13 protein-coding genes are annotated in these 15,398 nt (G+C 67.3%); 5 read left to right on the top strand and 8 right to left on the bottom strand.

What is annotated here, in order from left to right:
* Positions 1–7 precede the first annotated feature (7 nt).
* Positions 8–1,507: a 4-hydroxyphenylacetate 3-hydroxylase N-terminal domain-containing protein gene (locus HGG74_RS22105; RefSeq protein WP_168485548.1), complete on the bottom strand. Its 1,500-nt coding sequence runs from the start codon at positions 1,505–1,507 to the stop codon at positions 8–10.
* 143 nt (positions 1,508–1,650) lie between these two features.
* Positions 1,651–2,742: a zinc-binding dehydrogenase gene (locus HGG74_RS06540; protein ID WP_168485549.1), complete on the bottom strand. Its 1,092-nt coding sequence runs from the start codon at positions 2,740–2,742 to the stop codon at positions 1,651–1,653.
* Between the two features lie 114 nt (positions 2,743–2,856).
* On the opposite strand from HGG74_RS06540, the gene HGG74_RS06545 reads away from it, so the two are divergent.
* Entirely contained in the window at positions 2,857–3,948 is a 1,092-nt protein-coding gene (locus tag HGG74_RS06545) for an alcohol dehydrogenase catalytic domain-containing protein (RefSeq protein WP_168485550.1), read from the top strand.
* 80 nt (positions 3,949–4,028) lie between these two features.
* On the opposite strand, the gene HGG74_RS06550 is transcribed toward HGG74_RS06545, so the two are convergent.
* Together HGG74_RS06550 and HGG74_RS06555 are read right to left on the bottom strand one after the other, a co-directional pair.
* Entirely contained in the window at positions 4,029–5,534 is a 1,506-nt protein-coding gene (locus HGG74_RS06550) for a carboxylesterase family protein (RefSeq protein WP_168485551.1), read from the bottom strand.
* On the bottom strand, positions 5,531–7,513 hold the full coding sequence (locus HGG74_RS06555) for a flavin-containing monooxygenase (RefSeq protein WP_205761499.1): 1,983 nt from the start codon (positions 7,511–7,513) through the stop codon (positions 5,531–5,533). The genes HGG74_RS06550 and HGG74_RS06555 overlap by 4 nt, the downstream gene beginning before the upstream one ends.
* A gap of 183 nt (positions 7,514–7,696) precedes the next feature.
* On the opposite strand from HGG74_RS06555, the gene HGG74_RS06560 reads away from it, so the two are divergent.
* Complete coding sequence (locus HGG74_RS06560; protein ID WP_168485552.1) at positions 7,697–8,410, top strand: GntR family transcriptional regulator; 714 nt, start codon at positions 7,697–7,699, stop codon at positions 8,408–8,410.
* 135 nt (positions 8,411–8,545) lie between these two features.
* On the opposite strand, the gene HGG74_RS06565 is transcribed toward HGG74_RS06560, so the two are convergent.
* The 4 genes from HGG74_RS06565 to HGG74_RS06580 are packed head-to-tail and all read right to left on the bottom strand — an operon-like array spanning position 8,546 to position 12,073.
* Positions 8,546–9,352 carry an ABC transporter ATP-binding protein gene (locus HGG74_RS06565; RefSeq protein ID WP_168485553.1) on the bottom strand — a complete coding sequence of 269 codons (807 nt, stop codon included), beginning with the start codon at positions 9,350–9,352 and terminating at the stop codon, positions 8,546–8,548.
* Between the two features lie 59 nt (positions 9,353–9,411).
* Complete coding sequence (locus HGG74_RS06570) at positions 9,412–10,242, bottom strand: ABC transporter permease (protein ID WP_168485554.1); 831 nt, start codon at positions 10,240–10,242, stop codon at positions 9,412–9,414.
* Positions 10,235–11,014, bottom strand: a complete 780-nt coding sequence (locus tag HGG74_RS06575) for an ABC transporter permease (protein WP_168485555.1) — start codon at positions 11,012–11,014, stop codon at positions 10,235–10,237. The genes HGG74_RS06570 and HGG74_RS06575 overlap by 8 nt, the downstream gene beginning before the upstream one ends.
* A 42-nt stretch (positions 11,015–11,056) precedes the next feature.
* Positions 11,057–12,073, bottom strand: coding sequence for an ABC transporter substrate-binding protein (locus HGG74_RS06580; protein WP_168485556.1), 1,017 nt, complete (start codon positions 12,071–12,073; stop codon positions 11,057–11,059).
* Positions 12,074–12,197: 124 nt separating this feature from the next.
* On the opposite strand from HGG74_RS06580, the gene HGG74_RS06585 reads away from it, so the two are divergent.
* Genes HGG74_RS06585 through HGG74_RS06595 form a run of 3 tightly spaced genes read left to right on the top strand, consistent with a single transcriptional unit; the run spans position 12,198 to position 15,344 of the window.
* Positions 12,198–13,700, top strand: a complete 1,503-nt coding sequence (locus HGG74_RS06585) for an aldehyde dehydrogenase family protein (RefSeq protein WP_168485557.1) — start codon at positions 12,198–12,200, stop codon at positions 13,698–13,700.
* A gap of 10 nt (positions 13,701–13,710) precedes the next feature.
* Positions 13,711–14,481 (top strand): SDR family NAD(P)-dependent oxidoreductase, encoded by a 771-nt coding sequence (locus HGG74_RS06590; protein ID WP_168485558.1) that lies wholly within the window; start codon positions 13,711–13,713, stop codon positions 14,479–14,481.
* A 44-nt stretch (positions 14,482–14,525) separates the two neighbouring features.
* Positions 14,526–15,344 carry an SDR family NAD(P)-dependent oxidoreductase gene (locus HGG74_RS06595; RefSeq protein ID WP_205761501.1) on the top strand — a complete coding sequence of 273 codons (819 nt, stop codon included), beginning with the start codon at positions 14,526–14,528 and terminating at the stop codon, positions 15,342–15,344.
* The last annotated feature ends 54 nt before the right edge of the window (positions 15,345–15,398 follow it).

Genomic DNA, 15,398 nt, shown 5'->3' on the forward strand with positions numbered 1-15,398 from the left:
CCGCCCCCTAGATCCGGGCGCCGATGGGCTGGCCGGGCACGAAGACGTCTTCCTCCTGCAGGGCCGGAGCCACGCCGGCCTCGTCAAACATCGCCCGGTAGGCGCCGGTCTCTCCCTTGGCCTGGGCCTTGCGGTGGTCCAGCGCACGGGCACGGCCGACGGAGCCGAGGTAGAAGCGCTCGTAGAGCTCGATCCGGCTGCCCAGCGCCGAGCCGGCGAAGTCCCAGGCGGTGCGGAAGATCCGGGCACGCTCCTGGGCGGAGATGCCGTTGGCACCCGGCAGGTACTTTTGGAGCAGCGGGCCGAGGCGGGGGTCCTGGAACGCGGCCTGGGTTGGGGTCGCGAGCAGGTTGTGCGAACCCATGGACTTGATGATGTCGTTCACCCGGGCCATCCAGACCGGCATCATGGTGCGCAGCGCGCTGATGTCGTCATGGCAGAAGAAGGCCCCGCCGCCCCAGTCGGAAGCGTTCACCTCGGCCGAGTGGACCACTGCACGGGCGATGCGCAGGTACGAGTAGATTTCGCCGAGCATCGAGGCCACGTCCGGCTTGGATTCGGTGCCGGTGACCTTGGCCATCTGGGTGCACAGATCGTAGGCGAACTCGAGCTTCACGGTGGCCCGGATCGCGGTCTGCTGCTGGGTGTTGCCCGTGGCGGTGCCGGCATTGAGGGAGTTGTAGACATCCAGGTTGCCGTCGATGAAGACACGGTGCCACGGCACCAGCACGTCGTCGAAGATGATGACGGCGTCCTGCTCGTCGAAGCGGGAGGAGAAGGGCTTATCGGCGACGTCGGCGTCGATGCCGTAATGGTCGCGGCAGACTGCCACGACGCCCTCGGTGGCTACCGGGATGGCGAAGGAGAGGGCGTACTCCTCGAAGCCCTTCTGGATCGGGGTGGCCGGGTAGACGTAGAGCTCGTCGGCAATCGGGCCCAAGGTGGCGAGCATCTTGGCGCCGCGGACGACCAAGCCCTCCTCGGTGCGCCGGACCACCCGCAGCGTCAGCTCCTCGTTCATGCCCTGCAGTTCGCCCACGCTCTTGTCGATGGCGGCGTGGACAATGGTGTGGGTCAGGGCCAGGTCCTTCTCGATGACCTCGCGGTGGTAGGCCGCCAGGCGCTCATGGAAGACCGGATCGCCAGAACGGTCGAAGATGTCCTTGCGCGAGACATGGCCGGCGAGCACCACGTTCACGTAGTCGGGGGTCCGGCCGAGCATGCCGTTGGAGTAGCGCGCGAGGCGGTCGAAGGCACGGTGCCGGGCCGCGATGTCCTCGGCGTTCTTCGGCAGCATCAGGCTGACATTCATCTGCCCGCCGGTGACGGGGTCCACCGTGAGGCAGTCCGCGGCGTACTTGTGCTGGTAGTCGAAGTAGGCGGCCATTCCCTCGATGGAGCCCCGGAAGGCCGGGTGCTCCAAAACGTTGATCCGCTCTTCGCCCAGCCACACCTCGCGGCCGTCGGCCAGGCCCTGCTTGTATTCGGAACCGGTACGTGCAGTCACGGCAAACTCCTTCGGGAAGTCTCCGCGGCAGGCTCTGCTGCCGCATAATCAGGAAGAAAATATATTCTTTAGATGATTCTATAAATCTCTCGCCGGATTAGCAATACCCTGCGTGACACACACCACGCCCCGCTTGCGGCGGCTTAGAAGCTGGTGATGACGCTGCGGGCGATCGCGCCGGATTCCTGCAGCCGGTAGGCATCATTGATCCCCTCCAGAGGGATCTCCTGGGCCACGAGATCGTCCAGGTTCAGGCGTCCCTGCAGGTAGAGCTCGGCATACAGCGGAATGTCCCGGCGAATATTGCTTGATCCCATATAGACCCCCTGCATGCTGCGCTGGCCGGCAATCAGGCTCTGGAGCACATCCACCTCAAGCGGGGCACCGGAGCCCGGAATGCCGATGAAGTAGGCACCTCCGCCGACCCGGGTCATCTCGACAGCCTGCAGCTGGGTCCGGGCCAGCCCGATCGCTTCGAAGGAATGGTGGACCCCGCGGCTGCTAATCTCGCGCACCCGCGCCACCACATCCTCTTCGGCGGAGTTGACGGTGTGGGTGGCACCGAACTTCTTCGCCAACTCGAGCTTGTCCGGATGCACGTCGACGCCGATGATCGTGGCCGCGCCGGCAATGCGGGCGCCGGAGAGCACATTCAGGCCGATGCCGCCAAGGCCCAGGACGGCGACGGTTTCACCCGGGCCCACTTTCGCGGTATTAATGGCCGCGCCCACACCTGTGGTCGCCGCACAGCTGAGCACCGCAGCCTGCGGGAACGGCACCTCCCGGGGGACGCGCACGAGGGAGTTGGCATGGCAAAGGGTGTATTCGGCGAAGGCCGCGATACCGAAGGCCTGCACCGCCTCGGCGCCGCGGCTCAGCTTCGGCCGCTCCGATGCCCTGCGGCCGGCCGCCTCCCCCGGATTCAGGCAGCGGTACGAATGGCCGGACAGGCATTCCTCGCAGTAACCGCAGAACTTCACCTCGGACCCCACCACGTGGTCACCGGCGGACAGGCCCCTGACTGCCGAACCGACGGCAACCACCACGCCGGCCATCTCGTGGCCCACCACCATCGGCAGCGGCCGGCCCCGGTCCACCGAAGCCACCAGAAGGTCAGAATGGCACAGGCCGGCAGCCTTCACCTCGACCAGCACCTCGTGGGCCGCCGGTTCGTCAATGGCCAGCTCCTCGACATCGAAACGTCCGTTGATTTCATTAATTACTGCTGCCTTCATGGCGAACTCCTTCAAATAGATACACAACGTCTTTTTGCAATATTCTCAGTACTATATATTGTGTGACTGTCGTCACGCATCCCGGAGGGATAGCCAGGAAGGGAAAGACTAGATATGAAAGCAGCAGTCCTCGAAGGCACCGGCCAATCATTCACTGTCCGGGACGTCCAGATCGCCGATCCGATCGGCCGGGAAGTCCTGATCGAGGTCCGGGCCAGCGGCCTGTGCCACAGCGACCTGCATGTGGCTTCCAGCGGTGCCGGCTTCCCCATGCCGGCCCTGCTCGGCCATGAAGTCGCCGGCGTCGTCGCGGCCGTCGGACCGGAGGTCACCGAATTCAGTCCCGGTGACCACGTCGTGGCCTCCCCGATCAGCAGCTGCGGCCATTGCACCGGCTGCCTGACCGGCCGCCCGTACCAGTGCCGTGCCCCCCAGGAAACCCAGCGCACGCCGGACCAGGCACCGCGCATCAGCCTTGGCGGCCAGGCGCTGACCCAGTTCATCGGCATCGGCGGCTTCGCCGAGCAGGTGCTGGTGCATGAGCGCCTGGTCGTGGGGGTCAGCCGGGACATCCCGTTCGACCGGGCGGCGCTGCTGGGGTGCGGCGTGGTGACCGGCGCGGGGGCGGCCATCAATTCCGCACGCATCCGCCCCGGCGACACCGTGGCCGTCATCGGCTGCGGCGGCGTGGGGCTGAACGTCATCCAAGGGGCCGTCCTGGCCGGGGCACGGCGCGTGGTCGCCGTCGACCTGCAGCCGGCCAAGCTTGGGCTGGCGAAGGACTTCGGTGCCACCGATGCCGTCAACCCGGCCGACGGCGATGCCGTTGACGCCGTCAAGGATCTCACCGGCGGCGGCGTGACCCATGCCTTCGAGGTCATCGGCCTGCGCCGGACCGCCATGGACGCGGTCGCCATGCTGGACGTCGGCGGCACCGCCTACCTCATCGGCGTCCACAAGCCCGGCGCTACCATCGAGGTCACCCCCTTCGGTGACCTGATGGGCAAGCAGAAGGGCATCCGGGGTGTCGCCATGGGTTCAACGAACCTGAAGGTGGACATCCCGTTCTACGCGGACCTCTACCTCCAGGGCCGCTTCAAGCTCGACGAGCTGGTCTCCCGGCGCATCAGCCTTAATGAGGTCAATGACGGCTACGAGCTGCTCCGCGGCGGTTCCGTGGCCCGGTCGGTAGTCACAACGTTCTAGCCCGAGGTTTTAGTTTTAAAGGAGCGAGGCGGCCCTCCTGCAGGCAGGAGGGCCGCCTCTTCGCACCCGGATGGTGCCTGTCAGCGCCGTGGCGCCAGGTCTGGCTCCGCGGGGATGAATCCGGCGCCGTCCGCGCCGATCCGGTAGGCCTGCGGGAGCGCCGGATCGAACGACGGCAGCACACCGCCGTCGTCCGTCCTCGCCCTGCCGTCGGCCACGAAGCCAAGCAGCAGGCCGCGCAGGGCCGCACCCGCTTCCTCGAACACCGCCTCCGGGACGCCCAGCAGCATCGGAGCGTCCGCCCACTGCTCCCGGTTGCCGAAGAGGAACGGGACCTCGAAGCAATGCGCGCTGCCGGCCCCCTCCAGCGGGCTGGCCACCGCGAAACGTGCCACGGATGCATCCACGCCGGCGGCGCGGGCGTGCCCGGCGAGTTCGAACGCCGCCAGGCGCAGCTGGTGCAAACTCATCGCCTCGACCAGCTTCGCGTGGCAGGTGGCTCCGGGCAGCTTTTCCTCCAGCCAGGCCAGGGTTGCCGGCGCATCCTCGAAATGTCCGGCGACGAAGCCGGCCAGCTGCCCGGGCGTCACGGCAGCCACGGGCACCGCCTTCAGGAAGGCGGCGGCCTCGTCCTGGGTGGTGCTCAGCAGCAGCTCGGACACGTGCAGGCGCCCGGCAGCTGCGGCGAAATCGAACAAATCCGCAGGCACCGTGGAGTCCGCAGCGGGCATCAGGCCCAGTCCGCGTCCGGCGTAAGCCTTGGAGACCGCCCCCTGGGCCCGCAGCAGGGCGCCGGCCGGCACCTCCGCCAGGCCAGGCGCGTCCTCGCCGAGCGCTTCAACCAGCAGCCGGTAGCGTTCGGCGTATTCGGCGGGCGTCAGCGGCGGCTGCCAGGCCAGGCTCAGCAGGGCGGTGCGCCGGAACAGGCCCTTGGCCTGCGGCAGCTGGCTGAGCAGGTAGGCGTAGAACGCGCCGGCCGACTGCCCGGCCAGAGTCACCTGTGCCGGGTCCCCGCCGAAACGGCTGATGTTTCCCTGCACCCAGCGCAGCGCCTGCAGGATGTCCCCGACCGCCAGGTTCGAGGGCCGCTGTCCATCACCGATGAGCCCGAGCGCGCCCAGGCGGTAGTTGATCGTGACGACGACGGCGCCACCCTCCCGGGCGAGCCGTTCGCCGTCGTACCAGCGGACGGTGCCGGCGCCGCTGATGAACGCGCCGCCCGGCAGGTAGACCAGCACCGGGGCGTCCCGGGCGTCCAGCGGGGCCCACACGTTCAGCTGGAACGCGTCCTCGTGCTGCGGCAGCTCCATCAGTGCCGGACCAAGCAGCCAGTCCAGGGATCCGGGGGCCTGCGGGAACGCCGCCGGCTCGGACTGGACCAGCTCCGGGGACGGGCCACCAAGAGGACTGAAGCGGTCAGCCGCGTCGAGGCGTGCACCGTAGTGGATGCCGAGGGCCCGTACGGTGCCGCCGGAGACATCCGCGGCCAGGCCTGCCACGCGGGTAGCGGGCCGGACGCGTTGGCTGACGGGCCCGACACCCGGTCCGGTGCCGGGTCCCGCAGCCAGTCCGGTAGTGCCGCTCATGCCAGCTTGTTGTAGTCGTCGAGCTTGACTTCGCGGGTGATCTTCCAGAAGTCCAGCACCGGGTACGGCCAGACCTGGGAGACCCTGCCGAACTTGTTCTTGTACCAGGTTTTCACGCTGGGATGGCCCCAGGCCTTGGTGGCGCTGGCGGCGTCGAGGTCCGCCACAAAGGCATCCAGGACCTCCTGCCTGAGGTCCAGGCCCTTGAGGTTCTCCGCCAGGATGATCCGCAGCGCCTCGAGGATGTACTCCACGCCGTACTCGATCATCGAGTAGAGGCTGCCGTTGACCACGTGGCCTGTGTTCGGACCGGTGATGATGAACAGGTTGGGGAAGTTCGGCACCGTCAGCCCGGCAAAGGCCTTGGCGTCGCCGCCCCAGTACTCGTGGAGGTCCGTGCCGTGCCGGCCGGTGACCTTCAGCGGCTCGAGGAACTCCGAGGCCTGGAAGCCGGTGGCGTAGATGATCATGTCCACCTCATGGAGCACGCCGTCCTTGGTGACGATGCCCTCCGGGACCATCTTCTCCATGCCTTCGGTGACCAGGGTGGTCTGCGGCTTCTTCAGCGACTGCGCCCAGACACCGTTGTCGCGCAGCATGCGCTTTCCGCCGACGATATAGTCCGGGGTGACCTTCGCCAGCAGGTCCGGGCGGTCCTCGTACTGCCTGGCCAGCAGCGCGGTCAGCTGCTGGCGGACCCGCTCGTTGACGGCGGAGACGCTGCCCGGCTTGCCCCAGCCGGGATCGGCGACAGTGGTGTGCTGGCGGCCCTCGACGCCGAGCCAGTGCTGCCAGAAGCGCAGCCACTGACCGTAGTGCGGCAGCTTCCGCACCAGCCACTGCACGGAGTCCGGCATGTCGTCGTAGTAGCCCTTGGTCGGCAGCATCCACGGGGAGCTGCGCTGGAAGACTGTGAGCGAAGAGACCTGGTCCACGATCGCCGGCACGATTTGGTAGGCGCTGGCACCGGTGCCGATGACGGCCACGCGCTTGCCGGTGACGTCGACGCTGTTGTCCCATTCGGCCGAGTGCATCTGGATCCCGCCAAAGTCTTCGCGTCCGGGCACGTCCGGGTACTTGGGGCGGTCCAGCTGGCCGACGGCGGAAATCACCGCGTTGAACCGGCGGGTTCCGGTGTTGCCGTCCTTGTCGACGGTTTCCACGTTCCAGAACCCACTCGCCTCGTCGTAGGCGGCGGAGGTGACCTCGGTGTTGAAGACGATATTGTCCGTGATCCCGCCGCGGCGGGCGACTTCACAGGTGTAGCGGTAGATCTCCGGGCCTTGGGAGAACTGCTGGGGCCAGTCGTCGCGCTGCGCGAAGGAGAAGCTGTAGGCGTAGTTCGGGGTGTCCAGCCGCACGCCCGGGTAGGTGTTCTTCCACCAGGTGCCGCCGACGGTGTGGCCCTTCTCGAACACGGTGTACGGAATTCCTGCCTGCTTCAGCCGGTATGCCGCGGCCATCCCGGAGACGCCCGAGCCAATGACGGCGACGCTGAAGTCGCGGCCCGCGGACACCTCGGCGAAGTTCCAGTCCGGCCTGCCGCTCCTGCCCTCGACGAGCGCCATATCGTGCATGAGCATCGGGTGGTATTCGGGGTTGGCCGCATTGGTGATCCAGGTCAGGATGTCTTCAGCCTGTTCCTCGGTCAGCAGGCCCACGCTGGTGAGCTGCTCGTCGCGTACACGTTTGAGGGCATCGAAGGCCAGCTCCCGGGCAGTGGCCTGCTGCCCGGGGCTCATGCCGCCGTGCGGCTCGCCGATGATGTCGGCCGGCGGCTGCGGCGGCCGCAGATCCTCGCGCAGCAAGGAGAAGTCGCCGGTAACCGCGGCCAGCGCCACCATCAGCGCGGGAAGATCGCTCGTCTCCACGATCCGGCGCAGGAACGCATCATCTTCGGTGATGGGCTCGTACCGGTCCCGCCAATACAGGTCATCGACGGCGTCCTCGACGCGCACTTCGGTAAGGGAGCTGGTCACGGCTGTTCTCCTTGGTCTTGCGGATGGATCGGCATGGAAGCGGCAGGACCCGCCCGTCCGGCTGTGATCCGCATCTCTTCATGGGGCCTGCAACCAGTCTAGCCAAAGGTTTGCATAAGTCAACAGATAATGCATAATCGCTGCCCTAAGCCGTGCGTCAATAGGAGAATGTAGAATCATCCCATGGCAAAGCGCACTGACTCCGAGACACTGAGCAAGCACATCAGGGATGCGCTGCGCAGGGACATCCTCGGCGGCCGCTGGTCCCCCGGGGAGAAGCTCCAGCTGACCGCGCTCTCGGAGCATTACCAGACCAGCAGCACCGTCATCCGGGAGGCACTCACCCGGCTGGTCGGCGACCGCCTGGTCCAGCTCAAGCCCAACCGCGGCTTCTTTGTCCCCCCGATTTCGCTGGCCGAGCTCGAGGACATCACCGAACTCCGGTGCGTGAACGAGGAATTCGGCATCACCCTGGCGATCCAGCGCGGCGACCTGAACTGGGAGTCCGAGCTCATCGCCGTCCACCATACGCTGGAGCGCACCCCGCGCCGGCGTGCCGAGGACCCGTCCCAGCACACCCAGGAGTGGAACAACGCCCACCAGGCGTTCCATGCCAAGCTGATGGAAGCCTGCGGCGTACCCGTCCTGATCGACCTCACCTGCACGCTCTCGGACATCGCCCAGCTCTATGGGCGCTGGGCAGGTGTCGCCACGCGCGAAGCCAAACGGGACATCGAGCAGGAGCACCGCGACATTCTGGCCGCCGTCCTCAAGCGGGACGCGCCCGCTGCCGCCAAGCTGCTGCGCCGCCACTACGAGACCACCATGGACGCCGTCCGCAAGGCCGGTGAGGTCGGACTCGAAAAGGCCGTGGGCACAGTGCCTGCGGGCGCCTAGGGGCAATTAAAGGGCCTGCCTCCACCGGACGTGGTTCCGGCGGAGGCAGGCCTCTGTATGAAGCCACCAGGAGTGGGGCAGCGGGGTCCCTGCGTGGCGTGCCAGCGAGACGCAGGGCCTGCCCCAACCCCTACCCTAGTGGTCCCGCAGGCGGTGCAGGATGCGGGCACGCGCCTCGGCAAAGCGGGGATCGGCCTTGGTCTCCACCTGGTCGCGGACCTCGCCGAAGTTGGTCTCGATGACGTCGACGACGGTGGCCGGCTTCTCGGCGATCACCACTACCTTGTCCGCCAGGTAGAGGGCCTCGTCGATGTCGTGGGTCACCAGGATGACCGTGACCCCGAGGTTGGTGTGCAGGTCGATGACCAGGTCCTCCAGGTCGAAGCGGGTCTGGGCATCCACGGACGCGAAGGGCTCGTCCATGAGCAGCACCTTGGCGTTGTAGGCCAGAGCCCGCGCGATCGCGACACGCTGCTGCATCCCGCCCGACATCTCCCACGGATACTTGTCCCCCTGCCCGGCGAGCCCGACGGCGGCCAGGTTCCGGTCCGCGAGCGCGTTCCGCTCAGCCTTGCCCATCCCCTTGCCCTGCAGCGGGAAGGCGACGTTCTCCCGCGTGCTCATCCAGGGCAGGAGTGAGCGGCTGTAGTCCTGAAAGACCACCGCCAGGTCCGGGTGCGGCCCGGTGATCTGCTGGCCGCCCACGGAGATGGTGCCCGCCTTGGGCGCCAGCAGGCCGGACAGGCAGCGCAGCAGCGTGGTCTTGCCGACACCGGACGGGCCGACAATGGAGACGAACTCCCCGGCCCTGACGTCCAGGTCCAGGTCCTGCAGGATCTTGTTCTCCGCGGCTCCGGAGCCGTAGCTCATGGTCAGCCCGCGGACCTGCATCAACTGTTCCGTGGCTCGCCGGGCCGGGCTGTGGGCCGTCTGCAGGGACATGGAAGCTCCTAGTTGCTCAGATACTTGCTCGGAATTTGGCCCGGAGGCAGTTAGCTTGCTCATTTGGCACCCGACTTGATGTACCAGCGCAGGATGCGCCGCTCGCACAGCACGAATGCCACCGAGAGGATGTAGCCGATGACGCCGACGAAGAGCGCCCCTGCCCAGGTTTCGGGCACCTGGAATGTTGCCGATGAATTCAGGATGTAGAAGCCCAGTCCGCGGGTGGCGGCGAACAGTTCGCTGACCACCATCACGGTAATGCCGATCGGCAGGGCAACCCGGACGCCGGCCACAATCTGCGGCAGGGCCGCGGGCAGGACCACCCGCCGGAAGTAGAGGCCCGGCGGAATCCGGTACACCTTGGCAAACCGCCGCACCGTCGGCTCCACACCCAGGACGCCGTCGATGGTGTTGAGCAGGACGGGCCACATACAGGCGAAGGCAATCGTATAGATCTTGGGACCCTGCCCCATGCCGAAGGCGCCGATGATCAGCGGCACGAGGGCGGCCTGCGGAACCGAACGGAAGAAGTGGATGACCGGGTCCACGACCTGCCGCAGCCGGTTGGCCTCGCCCAGGATGAGTCCCAGAACGATGCCGACGGCCACCGCCAGCAGCAGCCCGGCAGCGAGATTGGTCAAACTGTAGGCCGCCCCATCCGGGATCACCCCGCTGGACAGGTCACGGGCCAGCACCGCGAGGATTTCCTGCAGCGAGGGCACAAAGAAGTTCGTGCTCCGGGCGGACAGGACCCACCACAGGATAAAGACGACGGCGATCAGCCAGCTGCGTTCGAGCAGCCGCGCCGCGGGCGAGGTTCCCGTGCGGACCGTGCGGGTCCGGCGCCGGGCGTTGTCCGGTCTGGTTGATACTGCGGTCTCAGCCATTGGCCTGCCTGTTCCACTTGAGGAGTCGTGCTTCGGCGGTCTGAAGCAGCAGGGCGATTCCCCAGCCCACCAGCCCGGCGAAGAACAGGTATGCAAACGCCTTGTCCCAGTGCTGGGCCTGCTGCGCCAGGGTGATCTGCCGCCCGATGCCGGGTGCCTGGCTCAGCACCTCCACACCTACCGCGACAAGGATGGAGATCGAGGCCGAGATGCGGATGCCGGTGGCGATGAACGGCATTGCCCCGGGCAGCAGGACGCGGCGGAACCACAACAGCTTCGGAATCCTGAAGGTCCTGACGGTGTCCACAACCGCCGCCTCCTGGCGCCGGGCCCCGTAGATGGTCTGCACCAGCACGGGCCAGAGGCAGGACAGCGCGACGACCACGATTTCCATCCGGGTGTTGGAGCCGAGCATCATGATGACCACCGGCATCAGCGCCAGCACCGGGAAGGAACGTCCGAAGTCGATCAGGATCGACGAGGACCGGTCCAGCCGGGGAAGGGACCCGACCAACAGCCCCAGGCCGGTGCCAGCGGCGACAGCGATCAGCCAGCCGCTCAGGGCCGCCAGCATGGTCTTGCCCAGGGAGGCCCAGAAGACGGCGGAGGTGATGGTGCTGCCGATCGCCGCCGCGATTTCGACCACGCCCGGGGTCATGGACGGCAGCACGCCGCTGAAAACCACCACCTGCCAGACTGCCAGCAGCACGGCGACTGCCAGCAGACGCTGCAGAGCCAGCCCCGGATCCACGGTCCGCGCTTGGTTACTCATGGGTGTCCCCCATCGCTCTTTTGCGTGCCGGTTGCCGGTACGTCACTTCGAAGTCCGGGGGGCTTTGTCCCACAGGAGCTCCTCGGCGGTGATCGGATCCTTGACGAGGCCGAAATGCTCCATCGCGTCGATTCCGGCCTGGCCTGTCGTGGTGTTGACGGCCACGCTGACCGGGACGTAATTGCCGGCATCGACCTGGGATACGTCCACCTGGTTCACCTCCGCGGTCAATGCCTTGACCTCGTCGATGTTCGCTTTGTCGGAGTAGAACTCTGCGGCCTTCTCCATGGCGTCGTTGAACTTTTCCGCCGTCCCGGGGTTGGCGGCAACCCATTCCTTCGTCGCCGTCCAGACCGTCACCGGCATATTCGCCTGGTAGTCGAGGACCGGATTGGCAATGCTCGTGTAGCCGGCATCGATCATCTGGTGGTAGAAGGTATCGGCGGGCACCACTGCATCGACCGTCTTCTGCTCGATCGCCGCCTGCATCCCGGAATAGGGGATGGCCACTTCCTTGATGTCCTCCACCTTCAGGCCCGCATCCTCGATGGCCTGCAGCACCGGGATGTCGCTGCCGGTCTTGACCCCCACAACACCGATCGTCTTGCCCTTGAGGTCGGCGATTGTCTTGAGGCCCGAGTCCGGATTGACCAGGATGCCGGAGTTGGCCGTCTCCGGATCGACGATGCCGTTGCCGGAGATCACCGTGACCGGGACGCCCTTGGAAGCGGAGGTGGCCACCGAAATCCACGAGCCGGTGGTGATATCGGCTTCGCCGCTGACCGCCATGGCCAGGTTGGCCGCCGGATCCGCACCGGTCACAATCTCCACGTCCAGCCCGGCTTCGTCGAAGTAGCCCTGCTGCTCGGCGATGTAGGCGGTCTCGAAGTGGATCGGCGCCACCACCAGCCTGATCGAGGACTTTCCGCCGTCCTCGCCGGCGCCTGCTGCACCTGCGCCCGGGGAACCCTCGCACGCGGCGAGCGACAGGGCCGCCATGGCGGCGACAACCGGGGCCAGGATGCGTGCCTTGCGGTAGCTACGGAACTTCTTTTCCATCGAGGATCTCCTCATCGAGCTGGTTCATGAATGCACAATTCCAAAAACAATGTATCTTTGTGTTCATCTTGTGGCAAGCGTCACAGAAAATATTGCTTGCGACCGCTTTCCTGAAAGGGCTCCCATGTCCGTTGAACAGACCCTGACGTCCGCTCCGACTCCGGAGGTTCTCAGCCGCCCGCTCCGCCTGCTCATCGACGGGGAATGGGTTGAAGGCACTGGAGAACCGCTGTCCGTCGTCGACCCGTCGACGGGAGAGGCCTTGGTCGAGTCCGCGTCCGCAGGCCAGGAGGACGTCGACCGGGCGGTGGCAGGGGCCCGCCGCGCCTTCGATGAGGGGCCCTGGCCGGCGATGGCTCCTGCGGAGCGGGCGAAGCTGCTCTGGAAGCTGGGCGAAGCCGTGGAGGCGGCGGCGGACGAGCTGGCCATGCTGGAAACGCTCAATACCGGCAAGCCGCTCGGTATCGCCAAAATGTTCGAGGTGCGCGGGGCCGCCGAGTCCTTCCGCTACAACGCCGGCTGGGCCACGAAACTCAACGGCGAAACCCGCGAGGTCTCCCTGCCCGGGGACTGGCATGCATACACGCTGCGGGAACCTGTCGGCGTCGTCGGTTTGATCGTGCCGTGGAACAGCCCGCTGGCCATTACCGCGGCAAAGCTGGCCCCGGCCCTGGCCGCCGGCTGCACGGTGGTGCTCAAGCCGGCGGAGCTGACCCCGCTGACCGCCGTGCGGTTGGGCGAACTGGCCCTGGAGGCGGGATTCCCGCCCGGCGTGCTGAACATCGTCCAAGGGCTGGGCGCCGTCGCCGGCCAGCGGATCGCCGACCACCCGCAGGTGGACAAGATCTCCTTCACCGGTTCGACCGCCGTGGGCAAGCACCTGCTGGCCTCCTGCGCCGGGAACCTCAAGCGCGTCTCGCTCGAACTGGGAGGCAAGTCCCCGGTGGTCATCTACCCCGACGCCGACCTCGAGCGCGCCGTCGAGGGCGCGGCCATGAGCATCTTCGGCAACACCGGCCAGGTCTGCGCCGCCGGATCCCGGCTCTACGTCCACGAAACGGTGGCCGACGAGGTCCTCGCCGGAATCGCGGCCAAGGCACAGTCCCTGAGGATCGGCCCCGGACTCGACCCGCAGACCCAGCTGGGACCGGTCATTTCCGAGCAGCAGCGCAACCGCATCCTCGGCTACATCGAGAGCGGCCGCGAGCAGGGCGCCGACGTCCTCACCGGGGGCGCCGCCGTCCCCGGTGGGGGCTTCTTCCTCCAGCCGACCGTGCTGGCCAACACCACGCACGAAATGACGGTGGTCCGCGAGGAAATCTTCGGCCCGGTGCTGTCCGCCGCGACCTTCAGCGACGACGAAACCGTCACCGCCGTCGTCCGCCGGGCCAACGATACGATCTACGGACTCTCCTCCACCATCTGGACCCGGGATATCGCCAGGGCCCACCAGTTCGCCCGCCGCATCAAGGCCGGAAATGTACGCGTCAACGCCGCCGGCGGCATGGACGCCAACATGCCCTTTGGCGGCTTCAAGCAGTCCGGCTGGGGCAAGGAGAACGGCCGCGAGGGCGTGGAGGCCTACACCGAGATCAAGTCCGTTGCCATGAACATCAGCGGTGCGTAGGCCAGGCGGCATGCCGCATCGTGACGGGCTGTTCCAGGACAGGACGGTGCTGGTCACCGGCGCCGGCAGCGGGATCGGGCGTGCCGCGGCCGTGGCCTTCGGCGCCGAGGGCGCCCGGGTGGTGGCCTCGGACGTCGACCCGCAGGCGGCGGCAGGCACGGCGGAACTGATCGACGCCGCCGGCGGGACCGCTGATTCTTTCGCCGCCGATGTGAGCGCCGAATCCGATGTGGAAGCGCTCATCGGGTTCGCCGTTGCGCGCTTCGGCGGACTGGATGCCGCCCTGAACAATGCCGGGGTCCCCGGTGCCGTCGGTCCGCTGGATGAGCTGGACAGCGTTGGCTGGGAACGGGTCCAGAACACCAACCTGCGCGGGGTGTGGCTGTGCCTGAAGTACGAGGTCGGCCACATGAAGAACCACGGCGGGGGCGCCATCGTCAATGTCTCCTCGGTCGCGGGGATCGTCGGCAACCCGGGTTCAGCCGCCTACACCGCCGCCAAGCATGGGGTCGTCGGCCTCACCCGGGCCGCGGCTGGTGAGTACGGTGCCGCCGGCATCCGGATCAATGCCGTCAGCCCGGGGCTCACCCGGACTCCGCTGATCGAGGGCCTGAAACGCGACAACCCGGCGCTGGCGGCCTCACTTGGCCGGAACATTCCGCTGGGCCGGGCAGCGGAACCGTCCGAGATCGCTGAAGCCGCTCTCTGGCTGGCTTCCGCCAAGGCCAGCTTCGTCCACGGCCACACCCTGGTCGTGGACGGCGGTTTCAGCGTCCTGTAGCACCCGTCCCGCCGTTGAGCACCGAGCACAAGGAAGTGATGCATGTGAAGAAACCGCCCAAGCGGATCGAAGACCTCCGGGACCGGACAGCCGTCGTCACCGGAGGGGCCTCGGGCATCGGCAAGGCCATCGCGGCCGAACTGGCCGAGGCCGGCGCCCGGGTCGTGCTTGCCGACGTCGACGAACAGGCCCTGCAGCAGGCCGCCCAGGAACTGGGCGCCGTCGGACTCCCAACCGATGTGACGGACCTGGAGAGCATGGAGCGGCTGGCCGAAGCAACCGTAGCCCGGTTCGGAGCCGTCGACATCCTCGTGAACAACGCAGGGGTTGGGCCGCTGGGGTACTTCGGGGACCTGCCCCTGACGGACTGCAGGTGGGTGATGGACATCAACTACTGGGGCACGGTGCACGGGATCACCGCCTTCCTGCCGCTGCTGCGGCAGAACCCCGGCGGCGGCTACATCGTCAACACTGCCTCCCTGGCCGCCTTCGCCCCGGCACCGGCCACATCGGCCTATGCCGCCTCGAAGGCCGCCGTCGTCGCGCTCAGCGAGGTGCTGGCCGAGGAGCTGGCGGAGGAAGGACGGATCCGGATCAGCGTCCTAGCCCCGGCCATCGTGCGCACGAACATCAACGCCAATGCCGGCCGGCGCCCCGGCCACTACCCCGGCGCACCGCAGCCGCGGGACTTCTCCCCGCCGCTGCGCGTGATCGAGCCGGAGGACGTGGGCCGGCAGGTGGTGCGGGCCATCCGGGAGGGCGGGCTGTACGTCTTCACCCATCCGGAAACGCTGCCGGACGTGGCCGCGCGGTTCGAAGCAGTACAGGCCGCCTACAGCCGCGCGGCCGCGCACCCGGCTTAGCCGGCCGGCTTGGCAGGCACTACCGGCGATAAAGGGCCGGCCGCTGGTGTGAAC

Origin of the sequence: Arthrobacter mobilis, from assembly GCF_012395835.1 — a bacterium.
GTDB classification, from domain to species: domain Bacteria; phylum Actinomycetota; class Actinomycetes; order Actinomycetales; family Micrococcaceae; genus Crystallibacter; species Crystallibacter mobilis.

What these genes read in the sequence shown, in the direction of transcription:
- HGG74_RS06540 (WP_168485549.1), bottom strand. Translation starts at nt 2,742, where the DNA reads ATGAAGGCAGCAGTAATTAATGAAATCAACGGACGTTTCGATGTCGAG.
- HGG74_RS06545 (WP_168485550.1), top strand. Translation starts at nt 2,857, where the DNA reads ATGAAAGCAGCAGTCCTCGAAGGCACCGGCCAATCATTCACTGTCCGG.
- HGG74_RS06550 (WP_168485551.1), bottom strand. Translation starts at nt 5,534, where the DNA reads ATGAGCGGCACTACCGGACTGGCTGCGGGACCCGGCACCGGACCGGGT.
- HGG74_RS06560 (WP_168485552.1), top strand. Translation starts at nt 7,697, where the DNA reads ATGGCAAAGCGCACTGACTCCGAGACACTGAGCAAGCACATCAGGGAT.
- HGG74_RS06565 (WP_168485553.1), bottom strand. Translation starts at nt 9,352, where the DNA reads ATGTCCCTGCAGACGGCCCACAGCCCGGCCCGGCGAGCCACGGAACAG.
- HGG74_RS06570 (WP_168485554.1), bottom strand. Translation starts at nt 10,242, where the DNA reads ATGGCTGAGACCGCAGTATCAACCAGACCGGACAACGCCCGGCGCCGG.
- HGG74_RS06575 (WP_168485555.1), bottom strand. Translation starts at nt 11,014, where the DNA reads ATGAGTAACCAAGCGCGGACCGTGGATCCGGGGCTGGCTCTGCAGCGT.
- HGG74_RS06580 (WP_168485556.1), bottom strand. Translation starts at nt 12,073, where the DNA reads ATGGAAAAGAAGTTCCGTAGCTACCGCAAGGCACGCATCCTGGCCCCG.
- HGG74_RS06585 (WP_168485557.1), top strand. Translation starts at nt 12,198, where the DNA reads ATGTCCGTTGAACAGACCCTGACGTCCGCTCCGACTCCGGAGGTTCTC.
- HGG74_RS06590 (WP_168485558.1), top strand. Translation starts at nt 13,711, where the DNA reads ATGCCGCATCGTGACGGGCTGTTCCAGGACAGGACGGTGCTGGTCACC.